General features: G+C 65.3%; 19 protein-coding genes. 14 read left to right on the forward strand and 5 right to left on the reverse strand.

The window, feature by feature from the left end:
• Positions 1-105 precede the first annotated feature (105 nt).
• From AC56QX_RS17000 to AC56QX_RS17060, 13 genes are all read left to right on the forward strand, one after another.
• Positions 106-807, forward strand: coding sequence for a hypothetical protein (locus AC56QX_RS17000; protein ID WP_497117537.1), 702 nt, complete (start codon positions 106-108; stop codon positions 805-807).
• Positions 808-931: 124 nt separating this feature from the next.
• Positions 932-1,144: a hypothetical protein gene (locus AC56QX_RS17005; protein ID WP_497117539.1), complete on the forward strand. Its 213-nt coding sequence runs from the start codon at positions 932-934 to the stop codon at positions 1,142-1,144.
• Positions 1,125-2,279, forward strand: a complete 1,155-nt coding sequence (locus tag AC56QX_RS17010) for an efflux RND transporter periplasmic adaptor subunit (RefSeq protein ID WP_497117540.1) — start codon at positions 1,125-1,127, stop codon at positions 2,277-2,279. Before AC56QX_RS17005 ends, AC56QX_RS17010 begins: the two co-directional genes overlap by 20 nt.
• On the forward strand, positions 2,276-5,425 hold the full coding sequence (locus AC56QX_RS17015) for an efflux RND transporter permease subunit (RefSeq protein ID WP_497117542.1): 3,150 nt from the start codon (positions 2,276-2,278) through the stop codon (positions 5,423-5,425). Before AC56QX_RS17010 ends, AC56QX_RS17015 begins: the two co-directional genes overlap by 4 nt.
• Positions 5,409-6,692 carry an efflux RND transporter periplasmic adaptor subunit gene (locus tag AC56QX_RS17020; RefSeq protein WP_497117544.1) on the forward strand — a complete coding sequence of 428 codons (1,284 nt, stop codon included), beginning with the start codon at positions 5,409-5,411 and terminating at the stop codon, positions 6,690-6,692. Before AC56QX_RS17015 ends, AC56QX_RS17020 begins: the two co-directional genes overlap by 17 nt.
• Positions 6,693-6,695: 3 nt before the next feature.
• Positions 6,696-9,851 (forward strand): efflux RND transporter permease subunit, encoded by a 3,156-nt coding sequence (locus AC56QX_RS17025; protein WP_497117545.1) that lies wholly within the window; start codon positions 6,696-6,698, stop codon positions 9,849-9,851.
• Between the two features lie 11 nt (positions 9,852-9,862).
• A complete protein-coding gene (locus AC56QX_RS17030) occupies positions 9,863-11,356 on the forward strand; it encodes an efflux transporter outer membrane subunit (RefSeq protein WP_497117547.1) in 1,494 nt (497 codons plus the stop codon).
• Between the two features lie 58 nt (positions 11,357-11,414).
• Positions 11,415-12,101, forward strand: a complete 687-nt coding sequence (locus AC56QX_RS17035) for an aspartyl/asparaginyl beta-hydroxylase domain-containing protein (protein WP_497117549.1) — start codon at positions 11,415-11,417, stop codon at positions 12,099-12,101.
• Positions 12,102-12,207: 106 nt separating this feature from the next.
• Positions 12,208-13,290 carry a sensor histidine kinase gene (locus tag AC56QX_RS17040; protein WP_497117551.1) on the forward strand — a complete coding sequence of 361 codons (1,083 nt, stop codon included), beginning with the start codon at positions 12,208-12,210 and terminating at the stop codon, positions 13,288-13,290.
• A 184-nt stretch (positions 13,291-13,474) separates the two neighbouring features.
• The gene (locus AC56QX_RS17045; protein WP_497117552.1) at positions 13,475-14,356 is read left to right on the forward strand and encodes an EamA family transporter; all 882 of its coding nucleotides are present in this window, start codon (positions 13,475-13,477) and stop codon (positions 14,354-14,356) included.
• A gap of 307 nt (positions 14,357-14,663) precedes the next feature.
• On the forward strand, positions 14,664-15,623 hold the full coding sequence (locus tag AC56QX_RS17050; RefSeq protein ID WP_497117553.1) for an AraC family transcriptional regulator: 960 nt from the start codon (positions 14,664-14,666) through the stop codon (positions 15,621-15,623).
• Between the two features lie 203 nt (positions 15,624-15,826).
• Positions 15,827-16,531: an outer membrane protein gene (locus tag AC56QX_RS17055; RefSeq protein WP_497117554.1), complete on the forward strand. Its 705-nt coding sequence runs from the start codon at positions 15,827-15,829 to the stop codon at positions 16,529-16,531.
• A gap of 77 nt (positions 16,532-16,608) precedes the next feature.
• Positions 16,609-17,328 (forward strand): outer membrane protein, encoded by a 720-nt coding sequence (locus tag AC56QX_RS17060; protein ID WP_497117556.1) that lies wholly within the window; start codon positions 16,609-16,611, stop codon positions 17,326-17,328.
• A 76-nt stretch (positions 17,329-17,404) separates the two neighbouring features.
• Here the strand turns inward: AC56QX_RS17060 and AC56QX_RS17065 are convergent, their stop codons facing one another.
• Positions 17,405-17,713, reverse strand: a complete 309-nt coding sequence (locus AC56QX_RS17065) for a hypothetical protein (RefSeq protein ID WP_497117557.1) — start codon at positions 17,711-17,713, stop codon at positions 17,405-17,407.
• A gap of 63 nt (positions 17,714-17,776) precedes the next feature.
• Positions 17,777-18,628 (reverse strand): slipin family protein, encoded by an 852-nt coding sequence (locus AC56QX_RS17070; protein WP_497117559.1) that lies wholly within the window; start codon positions 18,626-18,628, stop codon positions 17,777-17,779.
• 105 nt (positions 18,629-18,733) lie between these two features.
• Between AC56QX_RS17070 and AC56QX_RS17075 the strand changes: the two genes are divergently transcribed.
• Positions 18,734-19,279 carry a hypothetical protein gene (locus tag AC56QX_RS17075; protein ID WP_497117560.1) on the forward strand — a complete coding sequence of 182 codons (546 nt, stop codon included), beginning with the start codon at positions 18,734-18,736 and terminating at the stop codon, positions 19,277-19,279.
• 80 nt (positions 19,280-19,359) lie between these two features.
• Here the strand turns inward: AC56QX_RS17075 and AC56QX_RS17080 are convergent, their stop codons facing one another.
• The 3 genes from AC56QX_RS17080 to AC56QX_RS17090 are packed head-to-tail and all read right to left on the reverse strand — an operon-like array spanning position 19,360 to position 23,107.
• Positions 19,360-21,657, reverse strand: coding sequence for a xanthine dehydrogenase family protein molybdopterin-binding subunit (locus tag AC56QX_RS17080; RefSeq protein WP_497117562.1), 2,298 nt, complete (start codon positions 21,655-21,657; stop codon positions 19,360-19,362).
• Positions 21,654-22,637 carry an FAD binding domain-containing protein gene (locus tag AC56QX_RS17085; protein ID WP_497117564.1) on the reverse strand — a complete coding sequence of 328 codons (984 nt, stop codon included), beginning with the start codon at positions 22,635-22,637 and terminating at the stop codon, positions 21,654-21,656. Before AC56QX_RS17085 ends, AC56QX_RS17080 begins: the two co-directional genes overlap by 4 nt.
• Positions 22,634-23,107 carry a (2Fe-2S)-binding protein gene (locus tag AC56QX_RS17090; protein WP_497117565.1) on the reverse strand — a complete coding sequence of 158 codons (474 nt, stop codon included), beginning with the start codon at positions 23,105-23,107 and terminating at the stop codon, positions 22,634-22,636. The genes AC56QX_RS17085 and AC56QX_RS17090 overlap by 4 nt, the downstream gene beginning before the upstream one ends.
• Positions 23,108-23,133: the final 26 nt, after the last annotated feature.

Consider the following 23,133-nt stretch of genomic DNA (forward strand, 5'->3'; position numbering starts at 1 on the left):
AAATTGCCGCTTTGCGGAAACCTTCGGCAACATGCCGACGCGAAGCAGACAAACAGGCTTCCTATCCTCATGGCTGTCCGATGCATGAGAGAAAGGAACACCGTCATGCGAAGCAGACTTCTTGCGCTCGGCCTGTTTTCCGTCGCCGCAATCCACCCCGTGCTGGCGGCACAGCCCGATGCCGGCGCCGGCGAGCCCCCGGTCATCGCCCAGGATGGACCGGACCATGGCCCGATGCCCTGGTTCGGCCAGAATGGGCCGCATGGGCCGATGCGGCCTGGTCCGCACGGTTTTGGTCCGCAGGGACCGGAAGGCTTCGGCCCGCACCGCATGGGACCGCCACCGGAGTTCATGCTGGCTGCCCGGCTGGCGGCGCTGGAGACGCGCGTCGGCATCCGCAGCGAACAGCTCGACGCCTGGCGCGACTACACCAGCGCATTGCAGGCGGTGCTCTCGCCGCCACGGCATGATCGTGGTCCCGGTGGCACTGGTGGCCCCGGCCCTGGTGAGCCCGAGGCCAAGGGCCCCGATGCCGGCCCGGGCGGCAAGCCTGATCCCTTCGCCTTCCAGGAAAGGCTGGCCGATGACGTCACGGCTCGCGCGGCTTCGGCCGCCAAGCTGAAGGACGCGATCGCCGAGCTGCGCACCAAGCTCACGCCCGAACAGCTCGAAATCCTGGCTTCGGCGGAACGCCCCCACGGACCACCCCCCGGTCCCTGGGGCGGCCCGCCGGAAGATGCAGCCGGACCTGGAGGTCCGCCCGACCAGGGCGGACAGCTTCCGCCACCCCAGCCCGGGAATGGCTGACAGCTCCCTTCGGCTGCGCCGGCCGGCCCGGTGTCCAACCCGTTCTCGGGCCGGCCGGTTTTTTCAGGGATGGCGGCCATGTCCGCCATCCCACCGTTCAATCATCCAAAATGGAAGCGCGGCAATGTGGGAAGCCATGATGATGCTGCGGCTGATCGCATCGATGAGCCTAACACTCTCGCTCGGCCAGCGTGCCAACCATGCCGCCGTGCCGGCGGCGTTGCCCGCCGACACGCTGAAGGGCGCGGTGCGCTTGCACTTTGTCGCCTGGCGCCTGTCGCTGCCGGTCTCGGACCGCCCCAACGGCCACGGACATCATGACCGCAAGATCGCGTAAGACCTATCTTGTGCTGGCCGGCGTGCTGATCGTCCTGGTCGCCATGGCGGCGCTGAGCGCCTATGGCCGCTCGACAGTCGAGCCCGCCGCACAGGCTCTTGCCGCGCTGCGGGCCAGCCTGACGGTTGCGGTCGAAAAGGTTCGCTCCGAGGCGGTCGCCTCGTCGATCAGCGCCACCGGCACCGTCGCTGCCTGGCAGGAAGCGACTGTCGGCGCCGAGACCTCCAGCCTCAAATTGACCGAAGTGCTGGTTGGCGAAGGCGACCATGTGCGGGCCGGCGATGTCGTCGCCCGGCTCGACGCCTCGGTGCTCAAGGCACAGCTGGCGGAGCAGAAGGCCGCGGTCGACCAGGCGCAGGCGACGCTGGACAGCGCCGTATCCGCTGCCGGCCGCGCCGACAGGCTGCTGGCCAGCAAGGCAATCAGCGCCGAGACGGCGGAAGACAAGGCGACCGCCGTCAAGACCGGCCGGGCCTCGCTCGAGCAGGCCAGGGCCGCCGCTGACAGGCTGCAGGCCGAGCTCGACCAGGCGACCATCCGAGCGCCCTTCGACGGCATCGTCTCCAGCCGGCCGGCGGTTGCCGGCTCGATCGTCCAGGCCGGCACCGAGCTGATGAAGATCATCCGCGACGGCAGGCTGGAGGTCGGCGTGCTTGTCCCCGAAAAGGACCTGCCAATGGTCTCGATCGGGCAGGCGGCAAGCGTCGTCGACGCCTCGGGCCGGACTTTTGCCGGCAGCGTCTCTTCGATCGCTGAGACGGTCAGCTCGACGACGCGGCTCGCCACCGTCTATGTCGCGATCGGCGAAGGCTCGGGCCTGAAGCCGGGCATGTTCGCTCGTGTGTCTATCGCGGGAGCGGCCTCGCAAAGGCTCAGCGTCGCCGAGTCCGCTCTGGTCTGGCAGGACGGCAAGCCTGTTGTCTTCGTGGTCGACGCCGCCGGCAAGGCCGCCGCACGCGCGGTCACCACCGGCGCGCACCGGAACGGCCGCGTCGCCATCGAAAGCGGGCTGTCGGAAGGCGACAGCGTCGTTGTCGCCGGCGCCGGCTTCCTCAGCGATGGCAACCTGGTGCGTATCACTGACGCGCAAGCGGGCACCGACGCCGCCGGCAAGATGACGGAGGCAGCGCGATGAACGCCATTTCCTCCTGGTCGATCCGCAACCCGGTGCCGACCATCGTTTTGTTCCTGTCGCTGACCATTGCTGGCCTTTACGGCTTCATGCAACTGCGCACCAACAACATGCCCGACATCGACCTGCCGACGGTCACCGTCACCGTCTCGCAGCCGGGCGCGGCACCCTCAGAAATGGAAGTGCAGGTGGCGCGGGTGGTCGAGAACGCCGTGGCGACGCTCGAAGGCGTCGACGACGTCTCGACCTCGATCAGCGAGGGCTCGTCCGTCACCACGGTCGAGTTCACCCTCGGCACCGATCCCGAGACCGCCACCAACGATGTCCGCAACGCCGTGTCCGAAGTGCAATCGAGCCTGCCGGCGGCCGCGCAGACGCCTGTCGTGGCCAAGATGAACGCGACCGGCAATTCGGTGCTGACCTATGTCGTCGAGGCGCCCTCGATGTCGCCGGACGCGCTGAGCTGGTACATCGACAATGATGTCGCCAAGGCGCTGCTCGGCGTCGACGGCGTCTCCAAGATCACCCGCTCGGGCGGCGTCGACCGGGTCATCCGCGTCGAACTTGATCCGGACCGTCTGGCCGCACTCGGCATCAGCGCCGGCGATGTCAGCCAGACGCTTGCCTCCAACAATGTCAACCAGCCGGGCGGCCGCACCAGCGTCGGTGGCCAGGAGCAGTCGGTGCGCACGCTGGCCAGCGCCGGCACCGTCGAGGCGCTGGCCGACACCCGCATCGCGCTGTCGGGCGCCGGCGGCGTCAAGCTCTCGGATCTCGGCAGGGTGGTCGACAGCTGGGAAAAGCCGCGCCAGGCCGCCTATCTCGACGGCCGGCAGGTCGTTGCCTTCAACGTCTACAGGTCGGTCGGGTCGAGCGAGATCGACGTGGTCAAGTCTGCGCGATCTGCGATCGCGAGCATCAGCGCCAAGACCGACACCGCGAAATTCACTGAAGTCACCTCATCCTCCGGCTTCGTGCAGGAAAGCTATGACGCCGCATTCGAGGCGCTGTGGCTCGGCGCGCTGCTCGCCATCGGCGTCGTCTGGCTGTTCCTGCGCGACATCAGGGCGACGCTGGTGTCGGCGGTCGCCATGCCGCTGTCCTTGATCCCGACCTTCGCTGTCATGGCGGCGTTCGACATCTCGCTCAACAACATCACCTTGCTTGCTTTGTCGCTGGTGGTCGGCATCCTCGTCGACGACGCCATAGTCGAGATCGAGAACATTGTGCGCCACATGCGCCAGACCGGCGCCAGCGCCTACCAGGCGGCGATCGAGGCCGCCGACGAGATCGGGCTTGCCGTGGTGGCGACCACGGCGACGATCGTGGCGGTGTTCCTGCCGGTCGCCTTCATGCCCGGCATTCCCGGGAAATTTTTCTTCTCGTTTGCCGTTGCCGTCTGCGTGTCGGTGCTGTTTTCGCTGCTGGTGGCGCGCATGCTGACACCGCTGATGGGCGCCTATCTGGTGCGCGCTGGCGGCCACAGCGAGGACGATCTGCCGGCCTGGGTACCGACCTATCTCTGGCTGCTGCGCAAGGCGCTCGACCATCGCTGGATCACGCTCGTCGCCGGCATCGCCTTCTTCGCCGGTTCGCTGGCGCTGGCGACGAAACTACCGACCGAATTCATGGCGGCGACCGATCGTGGCCGCTCGATGATCTCGGTCGAGCTGCAGCCGGGGTCGACGATCGAACAGACGACGGCCGTCGTCCAGGACATCACGAAGCGCCTCAAGGATGAGCCGGCCGTCGACAGCATCTTCGCCACCATCGGCACCGCGGCCGCCTCTGGCGGCGGACCGAACCGCGGGTCGACCTCCGCCGAGGTGCGCAGCGCCAACGTCACCGTCAATCTGAAGCCGCGCGGCGAGCGCAATGTCAGCCAGCAGCAGTTCGAGGCCGAGGCGTCACCGAAGCTCAACGATATTGCGGGCGCGCGCATCCAGTTCGGCGCCGACGGCTTTGCCGGCGCCAAGGTGGCGATCACGCTGGTCGGCGACGATGGCGATGCCCTGCAGAAGGCCAGCGACATGCTGATCGATGGAATGAAGTCGGTGCCCGGCCTCATCAACCCGACCTCGACGGCGGCGACGACCAAGCCGGAGTTGATCGTGCGCCCCGACAGCGCCAGGGCGGCCGAGCTTGGCGTGACACCGACCGAGATCGCGTCGACGGTCAAGATCGCCACAATCGGCGACACGGACACCAGCCTGGCCAAGTTCAATCTCGGCGACCGCCAGGTGTCCGTTGTGGTCACCTTGCCTGACGGCGCCATCGACGATCCGGCGAAACTGGCCGTCCTGCCGCTGATAGGTAGCAGGGGCACCGTGCCGCTCGGCTCCGTCGCCGATATCGGCTTCAATGCCGGGCCAAACAGCATCACAAGGGTGGGGCGCAGCCGCAGCGCCACTGTCGAGGCGGATCTTTCCGGCCTGACGCTCGGCCAGGCGACCGAGGCCATCCATGCCTTGCCGGCAATGCGCAACCTGCCCGCAGGCGTGCAAGAACTGGCGCGCGGCGACGCCCAGCGCATGCAGGAGCTGTTTTCCGGCTTCGCCACCGCGATCGCCGCCGGCATCCTCCTGATGTACCTGACACTGGTGCTGCTGTTCCGCGGCTTCGTGCAGCCGGTGACCATCCTGGTCGCGCTGCCGCTGTCGGTCGGCGGCGCGCTCGGCTTCATGCTGATTACCGGCAAGGCGCTTGGCATATCGCCGCTGATCGGGATATTGATGCTGATGGGCATCGCGGCCAAGAACTCGATCTTGCTTGTCGAGTACGCACTGGTCGCGCAGAAGGAGCGTGGCATGAGCCGCTTCGACGCACTGCTCGACGCCGCCCGCAAGCGGGCACGGCCCATCGTCATGACATCGATCGCCATGGGCGCCGGCATGTTGCCGATCGCGCTCGGCATCGGCGCCGACGCCGAGACGCGGGCGCCGATGGCGATCGCCGTGATCGGCGGGCTCATCTCCTCGACCGTGCTCAGCCTCGTCTACGTTCCGGTCGTTTATACCTTCATGGACGACATCCAGCGCTTCCTCGGCCGGCATCTCGCCCGGCTGCTGGTGGAACGATCCGATCCCGACAGCCAGACGGCGACCGCAACTCCAGCGAAAGATCATCCAGCCCATGTCTATCCAGTCTAGCCCGTCTTCCCTGCCGGCACGCCGGCCCGCGCCCTGGGCCGCAGCGCTTGCCGCCACTGTTATTCTGGCGGCCTGTTCGCAGGAGGGGAGCAAAGCTCCCGCCGGCATGGCCGGTGCAAGCAAGCCGGAAGTAGGCATAGTCACGCTGCATCCGCAGTCGGTGGCGATCACGGCCGAGCTGCCGGGACGCACGTCAGCCTCGCTCACCGCCGATGTGCGCCCGCAGGTCAACGGCATCATCCAGGCGCGCCTCTTCAAGGAGGGCAGCGAGGTGGTGGTCGGGCAGCCGCTCTACCTCATCGATCCGGCGAGCTACCAGGCATCTTATGACAGTGCGCAGGCAGCCCAGCAGAAGGCCGAAGCGGCGGTGCCGACGGCGCAGGCCAAGTTCGACCGCTATGCCGGCTTGTTGAAGCAGAACGTTGTTTCCAAACAGGATTATGACGATGCCGCGGCAACACTGGCGCAGGCCAATGCGGATGTGGCATCCGCCAAGGCCAGTGTCGAAACCGCGCGCATCAATCTCGACTACACCAAGATCACCGCGCCGATCGCCGGCCGCATCGACAAGTCATCGCTGACGCCAGGCGCCCTGGTTACCGCCAATCAGGACACCTTGCTCACCACCATCCGTTCGCTCGATCCGATCAATGTCGACGTCACGCAGTCGAGCACCAATTTGCTCAATCTGCGCCAGGCGATCAATGAGGGCCGGCTGAAGTTCAGCGGCCCCAATGTCAGCGTCAAGCTGAAGCTCGAGAACGGAACCATCTACACGCAGACCGGCAAGTTGGAATTCGCCGGCGCCAATGTCGACCAGACGACGGGTACTTTCGCGCTGAGGGCCGAATTCCCCAATCCCGATCGGCTGCTTCTGCCGGGCATGTATGTGCGGGCGCTGGTCGAGGAGGGCGTCGCCCAGAACAGTTTCCTGGTGCCGCAGCGCGGCGTCACCCGCAACACCAAGGGCGAGGCGACCGCCATGGTGATCAACGCGCAGGGCAAGGTCGAGACGCGTGTGCTCACCGTGCGCAACAGCGTCGGCAACAACTGGCTGGTGGATTCGGGCGTCGGCGACGGCGACCGCGTCATCGTCGAGGGCCTGCAGCTGGTCCGCCCCGGCGGCGATGCGACCGGCGTCGAAGTGACGATCGACGAGACGACCGGCGAGGTGAAGGACCGGGCGCAAACGTCTTCGTCCGCATCTTCCACAGCGGTGGCCGATAGTGGCCAAAAACCGGCGCAAGGCGCCTCGGCCGGGAACTGAGCAATGTCAGCATTCTTCATCAACCGGCCGATCTTCGCCTGGGTGATCGCCATCGTGATCATGCTGGGTGGACTCTTGGCGCTCAGCACGCTGCCGATCTCGCAATATCCGCAGATCGCGCCGACCACGGTTAACATCAGCGCCAACTATCCGGGCGCCGATGCATCGACGGTCGAGAACTCGGTGACCAAGGTCATCGAGCAAGGCATGACCGGCATCGACAATCTCGACTACATGACGGCGACCTCGACCTCGACCGGTGCGGCCACGATCACGCTGACCTTCACCAGTGCGGCCGATCCCGACACCGCCCAGGTGCAGACGCAGAACAAGCTGCAGCTGGTCCAGTCGCAACTGCCGCAGGTGGTGCAGAGCAACGGCATCACCGTCTCGAAATCCTCGACCGGCTTCCTGATGGTCATCGGCTTCGTCTCCAGCGACGGCAAGATGAACTCGACCGATCTTGCCGACTATGTCGACTCGACCATCAACGACACGCTGAAGCGCGTCGAAGGCGTCGGCTCGACGCAGCTGTTCGGCTCCAGCTATGCCATGCGCATCTGGCTCGATCCCGACAAGCTCGCCAAATACACGCTGATGCCGAGCGACGTGGCTTCGGCGATCGAGGCGCAGAACACGCAGGTTTCGGCCGGCCAGCTCGGCGGCATGCCGCAACGCAAGGGCCAGCAGCTCAACGCCACGGTGACGGCGAAGAGCCGGCTGCAGACCGCCGAGCAGTTCCGCAACATCATCCTGAAGAGCCAGACGGACGGCTCGCTGGTCCGTCTCAACGACGTCGCCACCGTCGAGCTCGGTGCCGAAAGCTACACCACGCAGGCCAGATACAATGGCCAGCCGGCGGCCGGCGTTGCCGTCAACCTGGCGACCGGCGCCAACGCCATCAGCACGGCGGAAGCGGTGCGCACGACGATCAACCGGCTGAGCTCGACCTTCCCGCAAGGTGTCGAGGTCGTCTACCCCTACGACACCTCGCCCTTCGTGCGGCTGTCGATCGAGGAGGTGGTCAAGACGCTGGCCGAGGCGATCGTGCTGGTGTTCCTGGTGATGTTCATCTTCCTGCAGAATCTGCGGGCAACGATCATCCCGACCATCGCCGTGCCGGTGGTGCTGCTCGGCACGTTCGGCGTGTTGTCGCTGTTCGGCTATTCGGTCAACACGCTGACCATGTTCGCCATGGTGCTGGCCATCGGCCTGCTGGTCGACGACGCTATCGTCGTCGTCGAGAATGTCGAACGCGTCATGCAGGAGGAAGATCTGTCGCCGAAGGAGGCGACGCGAAAATCGATGAACGAGATCACCGGCGCGCTGGTCGGCATCGCCACCGTGCTGTCGGCGGTGTTCGTGCCGATGGCCTTCTTCGGTGGCTCGACCGGCATCATCTACCGGCAGTTTTCGGTGACCATCGTCTCGGCCATGGTGCTGTCGGTGCTGGTAGCACTTGTGCTGACGCCGGCGCTGTGCGCCACCATCCTGCGGCGGCCCAAGGATCATGCCACGCAGACCGGCCCGTTCGGCTGGTTCAACCGCGTCTTCGACCGCGGCACGACGGCCTATCGCGACGGCTCGCACGGCATCATCAACCGGTCCTGGCGCTTTCTCGCCGTGTTCCTCGCCATCGTCGTCGCCATGGGCTGGATGTTTGCCCGGCTGCCGAGCTCGTTCCTGCCGGAAGAGGACCAGGGCATCCTGATCACCAGCGTGTCGCTGCCGGTTGGCGCGACGCAGGACCGCACCGAGCGTGTCCTGGCCGAGGTGACCGACCACTATCTCAAGGAGGAAAAGGACGCTGTCCAGGGCGTCTTCACCGCTTCCGGCTTCGGCTTCGGCGGTGCCGGGCAGAATGTCGGCATCGCTTTCGTGCCGCTGAAGGAATTCAGCCAGCGCTCATCGCCGGCCCTGGCGGCGCAAGCGGTCGCCGGCCGTGCCATGGGTGCCTTCCGCAAGATCAGGGACGCGCAGGTCTTCGCGCTTGCCCCGCCCGCGATCCAGGGTTTTGGCAACACCAACGGCTTCGATTTCTACCTGCAGGACGTCAACGGCGCCGGCCATGATGCGCTGATCCAGACGCGCAACCAGCTTCTGGGTCTTGCCGCGCAGAGCAAGCTGCTCGCCAACACGCGCCCCAACGGCCAGGAGGACCAGCCGCAATTCTCGATCGACATCGACCAGGAAAAGGCCAGCGCGCTCGGCGTCAGCCTCGCCGACATCAACAACACGCTGTCGAGCGCCTGGGGCAGCGACTACGTCAACGACTTCATCGACCGCGGGCGGGTGAAGCCGGTCTATATGCAGTCGGACGCGAACTTCCGCATGCAACCGGAAGATCTGGACAAATGGCAGGTTCGCAATGCCAGCGGCGCCATGGTGCCGTTCTCGGCCTTCACCTCCAGCCACTGGACATTCGGCTCGCCCCGGCTTGAACGCTACAATGGCTCGGCGGCGGTCGAGATCCAGGGCGCGGCGGCCACGGGCGTGAGCTCCGGTGCGGCGATGGACGAGATCGACAAGCTCGTCGCGCAACTGCCTGCCGGATATTCGCATGAATGGACCGGCCTGTCGCACCAGGAACGGCTTTCGGGCAACCAGGCGCTGTCGCTCTATGCGATTTCGGCGCTGGTCGTGTTCCTGTGCCTGGCGGCACTTTATGAGAGCTGGTCGATCCCGTTCGCGGTCATGCTGTCGGTGCCGATCGGCATCTTCGGCGCGCTGGCGGCGGCGACACTCTTCGGCCAGACCAACGACGTCTATTTCAAGGTCGGCCTGCTGACCACGATCGGCCTGGCCTCGAAGAACGCCATCCTGATCGTCGAGTTCGCCATCGAGCGGCAGGCCGCCGGCATGGGGCTGGTCGAGGCGACGCTGGAGGCGGCGCGACAACGATTGCGCCCGATCCTGATGACGTCGCTGGCCTTCATCCTCGGCGTCACGCCGCTCGCCATCGCCAGCGGCGCTGGCTCCGGCGCGCAGAACTCGGTCGGCATCGGCGTCATGGGCGGCATGATCGCGGCGACGGTGATCGGCGTCTTCCTGGTACCGCTGCTGTTCGTCACGGTGCGGCGCATCTTCAAGGGCGGCGCGGCCAAACAAGATTCTGGGCAGGGCAGCGACGAGAAGCCGGCGACGGCCAACCAGCAATAAGGAAACTTTCCATGACAGGTTTTGAACGTGGCCCAGTGGCCGCGGGGCGGCTCATTGTGCCCATGATTACGGCTGTGTTGCTCAGCGGATGCGTCGTCGGCCCCGACTATCGGATGCCCATCCTGCCGATGCCGGCAAACTGGAGCAGTGAGAAACCGACGAAATCCGTCCAGCCGGCGCAATTGTCGCAATGGTGGCAGCGCCTGCGCGATCCGCAGCTCAACACGCTTGTCGAGGAAGCCGTCGCCGGCAATCTCGACGTCGCCACCGCCAAGGCCAAGATCCGCGAGGCGCGCGCCAGCTATCGCCAGAGCGCCGGCGCATTGCTGCCATCCGTGGACGGTTCCGGCTCGGTCACCCGCAACAAGTCGGCCGCGACCACATCGGGCACCAATTCCATCTACGCAGAATACCAGTCCGGCTTAGACGCCAGTTGGGAACTCGACCTGTTCGGCGCCAACCGCAGGGGCGTCGAAGCCGCTCGCTACGGCGTCGACGCGGCGCAAGAGGAATTGCGTTCGACACTGCTGACCCTGGTCGGCGATGTCGCGTCCTATTACACCCAGGCGCGCGGTTACCAGGCCCGCATCGCGCTGGCCCGGCGTTCGGCCGTATCGCAGCGGCAGACCGCCGAACTCACCCGCACCATGTTGCTGGCAGGATCGGCAACGGCGGCCGACGTCGCCAAGGCGATGGGACAGGCGGCCAGCACCGAGGCCTCGGTGCCGACACTGGAGGCAAGCTATGCCGAGGCGGTGCATCGTCTGTCGGTGCTCACCGGCCGGCCGCCGGCAGCACTCGCCCAGCGGCTGAAGCGCAGCAAGCCGATCCCGTCACCGCGCCTGCCGATGCCGACCGGGATTCCCGCCGACATCCTTTTGTCGCGCCCGGATGTGCGCATGGCCGAGCGGCAATACGCGCAATACACCGCCAAGGTCGGCCAGGCCGAGGCGGCGCGCTATCCCTCGGTCAGCCTGACGGGAAACATCAGCACGGCGGCGCTCAATCTCGGCGATCTCGGCAAGAATTCGTCGATCGGCTGGTCGTTCGGGCCGACGCTGAGCGTGCCGCTGTTCAATGCCGGCCAGTTGCAGGCGGCCGCCGATGTCGCTCGCGCGCAGCGCGACCAGTATTTCATCGCCTACCGCGCCTCGGTGCTGACCGCGCTCGAGGATGTCGAGAATGCGCTGGTGCTGATGGCGCAGGAGCGCATCCGGATCGGCAAGCTTGCCGCGTCGGCGAAATCCTATGGCGAGGCGGCGAACCTCGAGGGCACGCTCTACAAGGCCGGCGAAACCAGCCTGCTCGACGTGCTCGACGCGCAGCGCTCGCTCTACTCGGCCGAGGATTCACTGCTGCAAAGCCGCGTCCTTCTGGCGACCAACTACATCGCCCTCAACAAGGCGCTCGGCGGTGGCTGGGACGGCACGGTCGACAGCTCAAAGCCCGAGATCGTCGACGTCAAGGCCGGGCCAAGGCTGGCGGCGGCGATGACGGCACAGTGAACAAAATGTGTAAGCAAAACCGGTAGCCGTCCGTCTATAATGTGGCGGAGGCAATGCGATGTCCCATACCTACGATCTTGCATCCGATGTGATCCGGCGTGTCTATGAAAGGCGAATAGACGCGCCGGCGATCCTCGATGCCGACAGGGAATTTCCGAACGCTGCGAAATTCACCGATGCCTGGCGCGAAATCCGCGACGAAGCGCTTGGCGTGCATCTGGGCAAGGTCCCGCGCTTCCACGACATCATGCCGGAGCAGGCTGATATCTCGGCCAATGACGGGCTCGACTGGCGCATGTTCGTGCTCAAGGCCTATGACATGGCGGTGCCGGAGAACCTCGCGCGGATGCCGGTTCTCAGCCGCCTGCTCGCCGAATGCCCGGAAGTCAAATCGGCGGCGGTTTCGTTCCTGGCGCCGCGCAAGCACATCCCCAGTCATCGCGGACCCTTCCGCGGCATCATGCGGTTTCACCTTGGCCTGGTCATCCCGCGGCAGGCCGATGGCCGCCCGGCAACGATCATGATGATCAACCATCAGGAGAAACGGATCACCGACGGCGAAGGCATGCTGTGGGACGACACCTACCCGCACGAGGTGATGAACAACGCCGATGAAGCCCCGATCGCCTTGCTGCTGGATGTCTGGCGGCCGGGAATGCCCTGGGACATGGAAATGCTGTCCCGGCTGATCGTGCGCGGCGTGCAGGCGGGAATGCGCCGCAGGGGCGTGTCGTTCAGCGGCTGAACGCACGGATGACCGGCGCGCGAAAATGCCTCCTCATGCATTGGAGATGGCAGGCGCACCCTATCGCTGATACTGATGGTGCCCACGCACAGCACAGGCGCCGCCGATGACATCCGACACACACAAGGCCGAAGCGGTCGAGCAATTGCTCGATACGCCGGACCTTGCCAGCGCGCTGGAGAGCGAACAGTTCAAGAAATTCCTCGACCAGGTGCCGATCGCCATTGCCGTTTCGGACCTCGGCGCGAAGGAGCGCGTCGTCTATGCCAATCCGGAATTCGAGAAACTGTCAGGCCTGAAGGCGGCCAGACTGGCCCAGAGGCAGTGGGCGGCACTTTCCGGCACCGGCCTGCACCGGCAAAAGGACCGCGCGCTGTCCGAAGCGTTGGTCGAGGATGCCGATTTCGTCGGCACGTTCCGACTGGAGCGGGCGCAGGACACGCCGGCGATCGTCGACGCCTATTCCAACGTCATCGAGGACGACAATGGCAAGGTCTGCTTCCGGCTGGTGGCGCTGGTCGACGTCTCGGCCCATGGCGAGACCGAGGATGCAGGCTCCGTCGAGGAACGCGTGCGCGAGAAGGACACGCTGCTGCGCGAATTGCAGCACCGGGTGAAGAACAATCTGCAGATGATCACCGCGCTGATCCGGCTGGAGACGCGCAACGCGACGGAGCCGGACCAGAAGCGTTTCGAGAGGCTGGCCGGCCGCGTCGACGCGCTGGCGATCCTTTACCAGACGCTGTCGGGCGACGATCACAAGGACGAGATCGATCTCGGCGTCTATCTCAGCCAGATCGCGTCGGCCGTGATGAACTCGCATGCGGTCGAGGGCATTCGCCTCGACATGAAGGTCGATACCTATCCGGTGTCGGTCAACGTCGCCATGCCGACCGGGCTGGTGGTGAACGAGCTTTTGACCAATGCGCTCAAGCATGCCTTCAAAGGGCGCGACGGCGGCACGATCACGCTGCATAGCATCGTCAACGGCGACGGCTGCCGTATCGTCATCGCCGACGACGGCATCGGCCTGCCGGAGGGCGAGACCTGGCCCAAACCCGGCAAGCTCGGCGCGCTGATCGCGCGTTCGCTGACCGAGAACGCCAAGGCGGAATTCGACGTGAATTCGAGCGCCAGCGAGGGCACGCGGGTCACCATCGTCTTCAAGCGCTCGGCCGCAGCGGCTTAGGCGGGCAGCCCCAACCAATGCCGTGAATGGCCGCCGGAAGGGTGTTCCCCGACTTCCGGCCCAGCGCTTGCCCCAGCCGACTGTTTTCCCGTGCCTCACGACAGGCCTGCCCGGGAAAGCCATAGCTGCCAGCCATGCCGCCGGTCGCGCGGGTGCCTGGCACGGCAGGGAAGGATGAACAGAAGTGAAATCGACGCCAATTGCCCATCGCGAAGCGGCGCCCTTGCCCGTCGCGGCACTGATGGGGGCCATGGTGTCGATCCAGATCGGCGCCACCTTCGCCAAGACGCTGTTCCCACTGATCGGGGCGCAGGGCACGACGACGCTGCGGCTGGTCGTCGGCGCATTGATGCTGATCGCGGTGCTGCGGCCCTGGCAGATGCGGCCGACGCGCGCCACCTTGCCGTGGCTGGTCGCCTACGGCGTGACGCTCGCCGCGCTCAACCTTCTGTTCTATGCAGCCCTTGCCAGGATTCCGCTCGGCGTCGCCGTGGCGCTCGAGTTTTCCGGGCCGCTGCTGGTGGCGACGCTGGCCTCGCGGCGCGCCATCGACTTTGCCTGGATAGCGCTGGCGGTCGCCGGCATCGTGCTGTTGTCGCCGTTCATCCATTCTTTGCAGCCGCTCGACCCCGTGGGCGTGATGCTGGCGCTCGCGGCCGGCGGCTTCTGGGCACTCTACATCGTGCTCGCGCAGAAGGCGGGTGCGGAGCTCGGCACCCGCACCACCGCCTATGGCATGGCGATCGCCGCCGTGCTGGCGCTGCCCTTCGGCGTGGCGCAAGCGGGCATGGGCCTGCTCGCGCCCTCGATCCTGGTCAGCGCCTTGCTCGTCGGCCTGTTTTCCAGCGCGCTGCCGTTCTTCCTGGAGATGGTGGCGCTGACCCGCATGCCGGCCCGCATCTATGGCACGCTGACCTGCCTGGAGCCGGGGCTCGGCGCGCTGGCCGGCTTCCTGTTCCTGCACGAGAGCCTGACCCTGCCGCAACTGGCCGGCATCGCCGCCGTCATTGTCGCGGCCGCCGGCACCGCGCTGACCTCGAAGCCGCCGGTGCCTTCGCCGGAGTAGGCTTTCCAGAACCACGCAGTTTCCCGAGCGAGCCTCGCTCATGACGACGGCGTGGTCGGGGCCGACGCTGTGCATGGAAGCTCGGGTCCGGCGATTGGCGAGCCCCGGGAAGGTCGCCGCTTTTTGCACGTCTCGGAGTATTTCTGGACTGATCATGTCGATGAGGGTCAGGCGAATTCTTGTCTAAAACAGCAATGAAATTGTCGCGCGGCGCATAAGTATTTCCAGCTCTGGACAGATCGTTATCTGCTCCAATACGGTGCACAACAAAGTGACTATGCGCGCGTGAAAAAGGTCTGGTTGTTCCTTGCAAAAGAATGTCTTCTCATCGGTCGACCTGCCGCCGCATCTGGACCACCACACACGGTTCGCGCTCTGGCAGGACATCCACGTCGCCGAAATCTGGTCGGTCGAATATACGATTTCCGAGAAACTGTCGTTCGAGGCCGCGATCGAGGCCACGGCCGTCGGGCCGCTGGTGCTCGGGCAGATGGCCGGGACCATCAGGCATGCCAGCCGCAAGGCGAGCAACATCGCCGCCGACGGCCGTGATGGCTATCTGCTGCTGGTCAACAATGGCGATACGGTGCTCAGCGGCACCCAGATCGGCCGCGACTATCGTGTGGGCAAGGGCGAGGCCGCGCTGGTCTCGGCTTCGGAGGCATTGCAGATGACGGGTGGCGACAACAATGTCTGGGCCAATGTGGTGCTCCCGCGCATCGTGCTGGAGAATGCCTTCACGCATGTCGAGGACCGTTTGGCGCTGACCATCGGAGCAGATAATGAGGCGCTCGCCATGCTCAAGCGCTATTGCAGTTTCCTGGAAGCTGGCCCGGCGCTGGTCTCACCCGATCTTGTCGGCCATGCCACCGAAACCATCGTCGACCTGATCGGCCTGGCGACCGGCGCCAAGGGCGAGGCCGCGGAACTCGCGGGCCTGCGTGGCCTGCGCGCGGCAAGGCTGCAGGCCATCCTGCAAAAGATGCGGGACAATTTCGCCGATCCCGGCATTTCGGCGCAGAGCGTTGCCTCGCAATTGCGGCTCTCCGTGCGTTATGTCCACGATCTCCTGCAGGAAACCGGGGTGAGCTTTGCCGAGCGCATTCTCGAATTGCGCCTGCAGAGGGCGCACCGGATGCTTTCCGACAGGCGCAACGACCGGATGCGCATCAGCGAGATCGCGCTGCTCAGCGGCTTCTCCGACGTGTCCTATTTCAATCGCTGCTTCCGCCGCCGTTTCGGCTCGACGCCGAGTAGCGCCAGGTAGTCTCGCGCCCCAGTGCCGTCGAACGCCAAATCAACTGCGGCTGAATCGCCACACCGATCAGGAAAGCGCTGTATCGCCGTCCAGGACAATTCCAGTGCGGCCCGGCCCAAGACGTCACCGGCTGACAATGCAACACCGGGTGCTCGATCGCCGCGGGGCATTTTCGCGGCGGGGACCACAACCCTTGGGGCGGCAGACAAACAATGAAAACGATCCTACTCGCTACGGCCTTCATCCTCGCGCCGATCGGCATGGCGTGCGCGGCAGATATCACTGAGGCATCGCCCGTTTCCGGCTACGACTGGTCCGGCCTCTATGCCGGCGTCGACGTCGGTTACGTGGCTGGAAAATCCAATCTCTTCATCGCCGGCGGCGGCTTTGGCGGCGGATCCGACCTCAACGTGCCGCTTGATCCGGACGGTTTTGTCGGCGGCATCCATATCGGTGCCAATTACCAGATGGCGAACAGCTTTGTGATCGGCGCCGAGGCTGACATCGCCTACAGCAATGCCGACGGACTGACACCTGTCGACACGGGCGGCGGTGGCGTCACCACATTGCTCAAGAGCGAACTCAAATGGCAGGGATCGGCACGGCTGCGGGCGGGCTATGCGTTCGACCGGACCTTGCCCTACATCACCGCCGGCGTGGCCGCGGCCAAATATGAAGTGACCGCGATCAGCGCCGGCGCTGGCGGTGAAATACCGTTCCACGACGAGAGCCATGTCGGCTGGACCGTTGGAGCCGGCATCGAGCATGCCTTCACCGACAGATGGATCGCGCGGGCCGAATATCGCTACTCCGATTTCGGCAGCCAGGACCTCTCGTTGGCAGCCGGTCTGCCGACGGAGACGAGCGTCGATCTCCAGACGCACGATGTCCGGGTCGGGCTCAGCTACAAGTTCTGATCCGCCAGGCCGAGCAATACCCCGCGCTGGCCTTTTGCGCGCGGGGAAACGCGATGTTTCGAGGCAGCAGACAAACGATGAAAACCATTCTTCTCGCCATGGCGGTCTTTTTCGCACCTGTCGGCATGGCATGCGCGGCGGATACCAATGCGGTCTTGCCTGTCGGCGCCACCTACAGCTGGTCCGGCGCCTATATTGGCGCACAGGCCGGATATGCCTGGGGAAATGCAAGGGTCGGGCAGACCTTTGCGCCGGACAGCTTCGACAATTACGGCTGGGGTTACAGTCCGTCCGGTGGCTTCGGCGGACTGTATGCCGGCTTCAACCATCAGTTCGACAGCGGGCTGGTTCTGGGTATCGAGGGCGACTACGTCTTTGCAAGCGTGAAGGACACCACGCTGTATCAGGCGCTCGGGGTCGACGATCCCACGGTCGGCGGTGTGCTCAAGCTGGATTCGGTCGGCTCGCTGCGCCTGAGAGCTGGTTACGCGATGGATCGGTGGCTGCCCTTTGTCACCGGCGGCCTGGCGGTGGCATCCTACAAGCACACCACGGTCGATCTTCCCGGCAGTACACCTTACGCCGACGTCAAGGACACGGTCACGGGCTATACGCTGGGGGCCGGCGCAGAATATGCCGTCACCGACAATTGGGTGGTTCGCGGCGAATACCGGTTTGCCGATTTCGGCAGCCACACCTCGCTGCGCCACGCGACCTTCAATGGCGCCCCCCTCAATCCGGATGCGATCGAGCTGACGACGCATGATCTGCGGATCGGTGTCGCCTATAAGTTCTGACCGTTTGAGCTGTCTTACGTTTTAGCCGCCAGTGCCGTCGCCGGAGTAGGGGAGCGGCGCTGCCGACTGCGCTGCTCTAGTTGGTGCAGGCCTTGGTTGGATCCGGCTTCCATTCGGCGGCTTCGAGCGGCTTGCCCTCCATGCAGATAGTCATTTTGCTGCTGCTGGTGCCGGTCACGGTTCCATAGGTGTCGATGGCCGGCTTCGGGCTGGCAGAGGTAATCTCGTAAGTCTTGTCGCCGTCCTGCAGGATGATGCAACCGGCTTCGGTGCCGGCTCTTGCGCAGCCAGATGCTTTGACCTGCTCGGCCTGTGCCGCGCCGAGACCCTGGAACAATCCCAAGGCCAGAACGGCAAATGCCATCTTGCTTCGTGCATGCTTCATCGCAATTCCTCCCGTTGCCCGAAAAGATACTTGCAGTCGTACCACACCCGCGCTTCAGGCGCGCTACGCGGTCCCCTTGGGCGTTGCCGATTGACCAGCGCGGACAAGGGCGCCAGCCGGGTTCAGGCTGTCGACCATGGCAGTCGGAATCAGGATCGTTGCGCCGCGTTCCTTCGTCGTCTCGTAGATGATGTTCATGGCGCGCAGCTGCAGCGCGGTGGGATGGCCGGCATAGATATTGGCTGCCTCGACGAACTTGCCTGCAACCTCGGCCTCGGCGGAACCGAGGATGACACGCGCCTGCTTCTCCCGCTCGGCCTGCGCCTGGCGCGACATCGCATCCTGCAGCGCCACGGGGATGGCCACGTCACGGATCTCAACCGACATCACCGTGACGCCCCACTCGGCGGTCTTCTGACCTATGACGTCGCGTAAATGCTCATCGGCCGCCTTGCGGTCGGACAACAGCGAGGACAGCATCGACGAGCCGATCATCTCGCGCAGCGATGTCTGTGCGACGCGGTCGATCGCCTCGCGGTAATTGGTGATCTCGAGCGCCGCCTGGCGTGCGTCATGGACATGCCAGAAGATGATCGCGTCGACATCGACCGGCACCGTGTCCTTGGTCAGCGCCTGCTCGGCATTGAAGGCGCTGGTCTGGATGCGTTCGTCGATCACCGCGACGACATTGTCGATGACCGGAATGATCAGGAACAGCCCGGGGCCCCTGACGCCCTGCAGATTGCCCGCGCGCAGGACGACGAATTTCTGCCAGGTGTTGGCCATCTTCAGTGAGGCTGCGATGAGCAGCGCGACGATGATGAATGGCGCGCCGAGCCACGGACTCGTTGTGGCGCCGAGACCGATGCCCGCAAGGGCGAACACCGTGGTGAGGAACAAGGTGATGGGGTTCATGATCGTCACTCCGTTGGCACGACCTCTTCCGATCGCGCAAGGCCGCGGCAAGTGTCGCAAAGGGCGTCAATCGGGCCCCGTCGGGGGACCGTTGGCCGGCAATCCATGGAAACGATCATGACTGCGCCTCTTGGAGGACAATCGTCATCTGGCAGTGATGATATGGTGATTGGGGGCTCTGCGGTCAAAGGCTGGCCTGCGACCAAGCGCAAACCAAATCATGATTTTCGTCGGGTTTGCGCCAGGATCGATTGGCGAGCGGTCATTAAATTCTTTGCGTGCCGTTTAACGTATCCAAGATCAATGTTTGCTATCAGTCGCCACGTTATGAAGGCTTCGGTCGACGTGCGAAGATCTCTTGTCGTCCTAGCGGCGCTCTGCGGCGCTTGTCCTCCCGCGTTCGGCGCCCCATCACAGGCCGATAGCCAATGGCCGTCTTTTGTCTTTTACGGAACCGGTGAAAATCAGAGGATTGATTCTTCGCATTATTTTAAAGGGCAAGAGGGCAAAATCCCTTCTGAACGGTTGAGCGGTAACAGTTCAGGCAATGTTGCAGTTGGTTCAGGAGCCGCACAGCCTGGTCCTGTCAGCGGCGATACCCACGTGGCCGCCAGGTTTGTGAAACCATCTTTCTCGAACGGTCGGCGCTGATCGGCTCGGCTCGAGTGAACTGCCCTGTAAGGCTGGTTCAGCTGCCGAGACAAGGCATTCGAGACTGGCGGCGGCCGTCCTTAGATCAGCTTCTCCAGCGTGATCGGCAGGTCCCGCACTCTCTTGCCTGTCGCGTGGAACACCGCGTTGGCGATCGCGGGTGCCACGCCGACAATGGCCAGTTCACCGACACCCTTGCCACCGAGCACCGAGGAATGCAGGTCGGGTATCCCGACCGAGATCACCTCGATGTCGGGAATGTCGGCATTGGTCGGCACGAGGTAGTCGGCGAGGTTGTTGTTGACGATGCGGCCGTGGCGGCGGTCCATGATGCCTTCCTCCAGCAGTGCCTGGCCGATGCCCATGGTGATGCCGCCCTTCCACTGGCTTTCGGCGAGTTTGGGGTTGTAGAGCCGGCCGGAATCCAGCGCCGACACGACGCGCGACACACGCACCGTGCCGAAATCCTCATCGACCCGCACCTCGATGAAATGCGCGCACCAGGAGTGACGGGAATAGTCGCCCTCGGTGTGCGGCACCGACATGGCGATGGTGGTGTAGTTCTTGTAGCGCTCCTCGGCGGTCGAATTGGCCGGCATGGTGTCGCCGGTGGCTTCGATCTGGTCGCGGCCGACGCTCTTGAGCAGTTCGGCGATCGAGATATCCGGGCCATCACCGCGTGGCGAGCCGATGCGGCCGTTGGCGACAACCAGCGTGTTGGCCTGCAGCGCGTGGAAGGGCGAGCGCGGGTCGCTGATGGCCAGCCCCACCAACTGGTCAAGCGCCGAGGTCGCGGCCTTGTAGACGGCACCTGTCATCACGCCCGCCAGCCGCGAGCCGCCGGTGACGCCGGCGCGGGGAAAGCGGGAGTCGCCCAGTTTCACCACCACGTCGTCGGCCGGCACGCCGACCGTCTCGGCGGCGGTCTGCGCCAGGATGGTGTAGGTGCCCTGGCCCATGTCGATCGAGGAGCTTTCGACCTCGACCGAGCCGTTGGCCAGGATGCGCACGATCGCCTCGCCATAGGCGCGCCGCACCGGATAGGTGCCGGCGGCGACGCCCCAGCCGATCAGCTGGTTGCCGTCACGCATCGAGCGCGGATTTGGCGAGCGCCTGGCCCAGCCGAAACGCTCGGCACCTGCGGCAAAAGCCTCGCGCAACTGCCTGGTCGACCATGCCTTTTTCGCGTGCGGGTCCTGCTCGGCGTAGTTCCTGAGGCGAATCTCCAGCGGATCGATGCCGACCTCATAGGCGAGCTCGTCGATGGCGCTTTCGATGCCGAAGGCCGAGGGGTTTTCGCCTGGTGCGCGCATGGCGCCCGGCACGACGGAATTGACCCGCACGACATTCTGCTTGGAGGAGAAATTCGGCGTCGCGTACATGATCGAGGTGACCGAGCCGAGTGGCTCGACCCACATGCCGTCCATCGATGTCTCGTTGACGCCGCGATGCACGATCGACTGGATCACGCCGTCATGGTCGGCGCCGATCGTCACCGTCTGCCGCGTCGCGGCGCGGCCGCCATAGCCGGTAAAAGTCTGCGGCCGGGTCATCGCCAGTTTCACCGGTCGGCCCAGCATTTTGGCGGCACTGGCGGCCACCGCGCCATGGCTGAGCGCCAGCGCCTTGGAGCCGAAGCCGCCGCCAATATAGGGCGAGACCAGCCGGACATTCTCGAACGGCACTTCGAACCATTCGGCATAGGTGCGGGCCATGCCGTCGAGCCACTGGCTCGGCTCCCAGACGGTGAGATGATCGCCTTCCCAGCGGGCAATCAGCCCGTGCGGCTCCATAGGCGCCTGGTATTCGCGCGGCGTGTTGTAGGCGGCGCAGATCCGCACCGGCGCCGAAGCGAAGGCGGCGGGCGCATCGCCCCATTCCTTGGTCATGGCGTCGATCGGAATGCCGTCGCCGGCCTTGCCGTCGCTGAGGTCGACGATTGCCGCCGTCTCGTCATAGCTGACCTTGACGAGCGCGGCTGCAGCGACCGCCTGCTCGAAGGTCTCCGCCACGACAGCGGCGACGTGCTGGCCCGAGAAGGTGATGTCGCGCGCCAGCGGGCAGTAGGGCTTGTCGGGCGGCGGCGTGCCGAACCAGTCCGCCGCGGTCCTCAGGCTGATGATGGTGTCGGGCGTCAGCACTTGCAGAACGCCGGGCGCTGCCTCGGCTGCTTTCGTGTCGATCGCGCGCACCTTGCCGGATGCAATCGTGCTCTCGACCAGCACGGCATAGGCGAGACCTTCGAGCTGCTGCTCGACGGCGTATTTCGCGGCACCCGTGATCTTGGCCGGGCCGTCGACGCGCGACAGCCGGCCGCCGACGGCTTCCGCCACCACGCCGTCGGCGGCGTCGCCATGTCTTGCGATGTGAACGGTCATGCCGTCTCTCCCAATTTGAGGATGGCGCGGGCGACAACGCGCGGCGCGAGCTCGATCTTGTAGTGGTTGGCGCCATGGTCGACGGCGCCTTCGACGGCGAGCAGGCTGGCGGCGCGAACGGCTTCCGGCTCCAGCACCTTGCCCTTCAGCGCGTCTTCCACGGCCCGCGCCCGCCACGGTTTTGTAGCGATGCCGCCGAGCGCGACGCGCAGGTCGCGGACGGTGCGGCCATCGGCTTCCAATTCGAGGCCAACCGCCGCACTTGCGGCAGCGAATTCATAGGATTGCCGGTCGCGGATCTTCAGATAGGTCGAGCGGCGGGCGGCGGCGGATGCGGGGATTTCGATGGCGGTGATCATCTCGCCCGGCCCGATCGCATGTTCCCTGTCGGGCGTGGTGCCCGGCAGCAGGAAGAAGTCGTCGACCGGGATGCGCCGCTCGCCGAGATGGACTGTTGCGTCGAAGGCGACCAGAGCGGTGGCGAGGTCGCCGGGATACATGGCGATGCAGGCCTCGCTGGTGCCGAGCACCGCATGTCCTCTTGTGACACCGCCGATCGCCGAACAGCCAGAGCCGGGTTCACGCTTGTTACAGGCGGAAAAGTTGGAGGGATCGCGGAAATAGGGGCAGCGCGTGCGCTGCATCAGATTGCCGCCGATGGTCGCCATGTTGCGGATCTGCGCGGACGCCGCCTGCCACAGCGCTTCGGAGATGGCGGGGAAGCGGCTCTTGATGTCGGCATGGTCGGCGACATGGCCCATTCTGGCGAGCGCGCCGATGGTGGCGCCGCGCTCATTCACTTCGATCCGGTCCAGCCCCTTGAGATGGGTGATGTCGACCAGGCTATCGGGCTCGGCAACGCCGCATTTGGCGAGGTCGATCAGCGTCGTGCCGCCGGCCAGCAGCATGGCGCCGGGCAGGGCGGCCGCCTGGCGTGCGGCATCGACCGAAGTGGCGCGCAGGTACGAAAAGTCCCTCATGACGCGACCTCCAGGGCTGCCTGGCGGACAGCAGCGACAATGTGCGGATAGGCGCCGCAGCGGCAGAGATTGCCGGCCATGTATTCGCGGATTTCCTCATCCGAGCCGGCATGGCCCTCGCGGATGCAGGCCACCGCCGACATGATCTGGCCAGGTGTGCAATAGCCGCACTGGAAGGCGTCCTGCTCGAGGAAGGCAGCTTGCACGGGATGCAGTTCGCCCTCCCGTGCAAGCCCCTCTATGGTGGTGATGGTGCGGCCCTGGGCTTGTGCCGCCAGCGTGAGACACGCCAGCACGCGCTCGCCATCGACATGCACGGTGCAGGCGCCGCACTGGCCGTGGTCGCAGCCCTTCTTGGTGCCGGTCAGGCCGAGCCGCTCGCGCAAGGCATCGAGCAGCGTCACGCGGGGTTCGAGTTCCAGCTGATGATGTGTGCCGTTAATGTCGAGATGTACGGGGATTTTCGTCATGGGCGTCGGGCTCCAGTTGCTTGACG

Source organism: Mesorhizobium sp. RCAM 06353 (assembly GCF_059683585.1).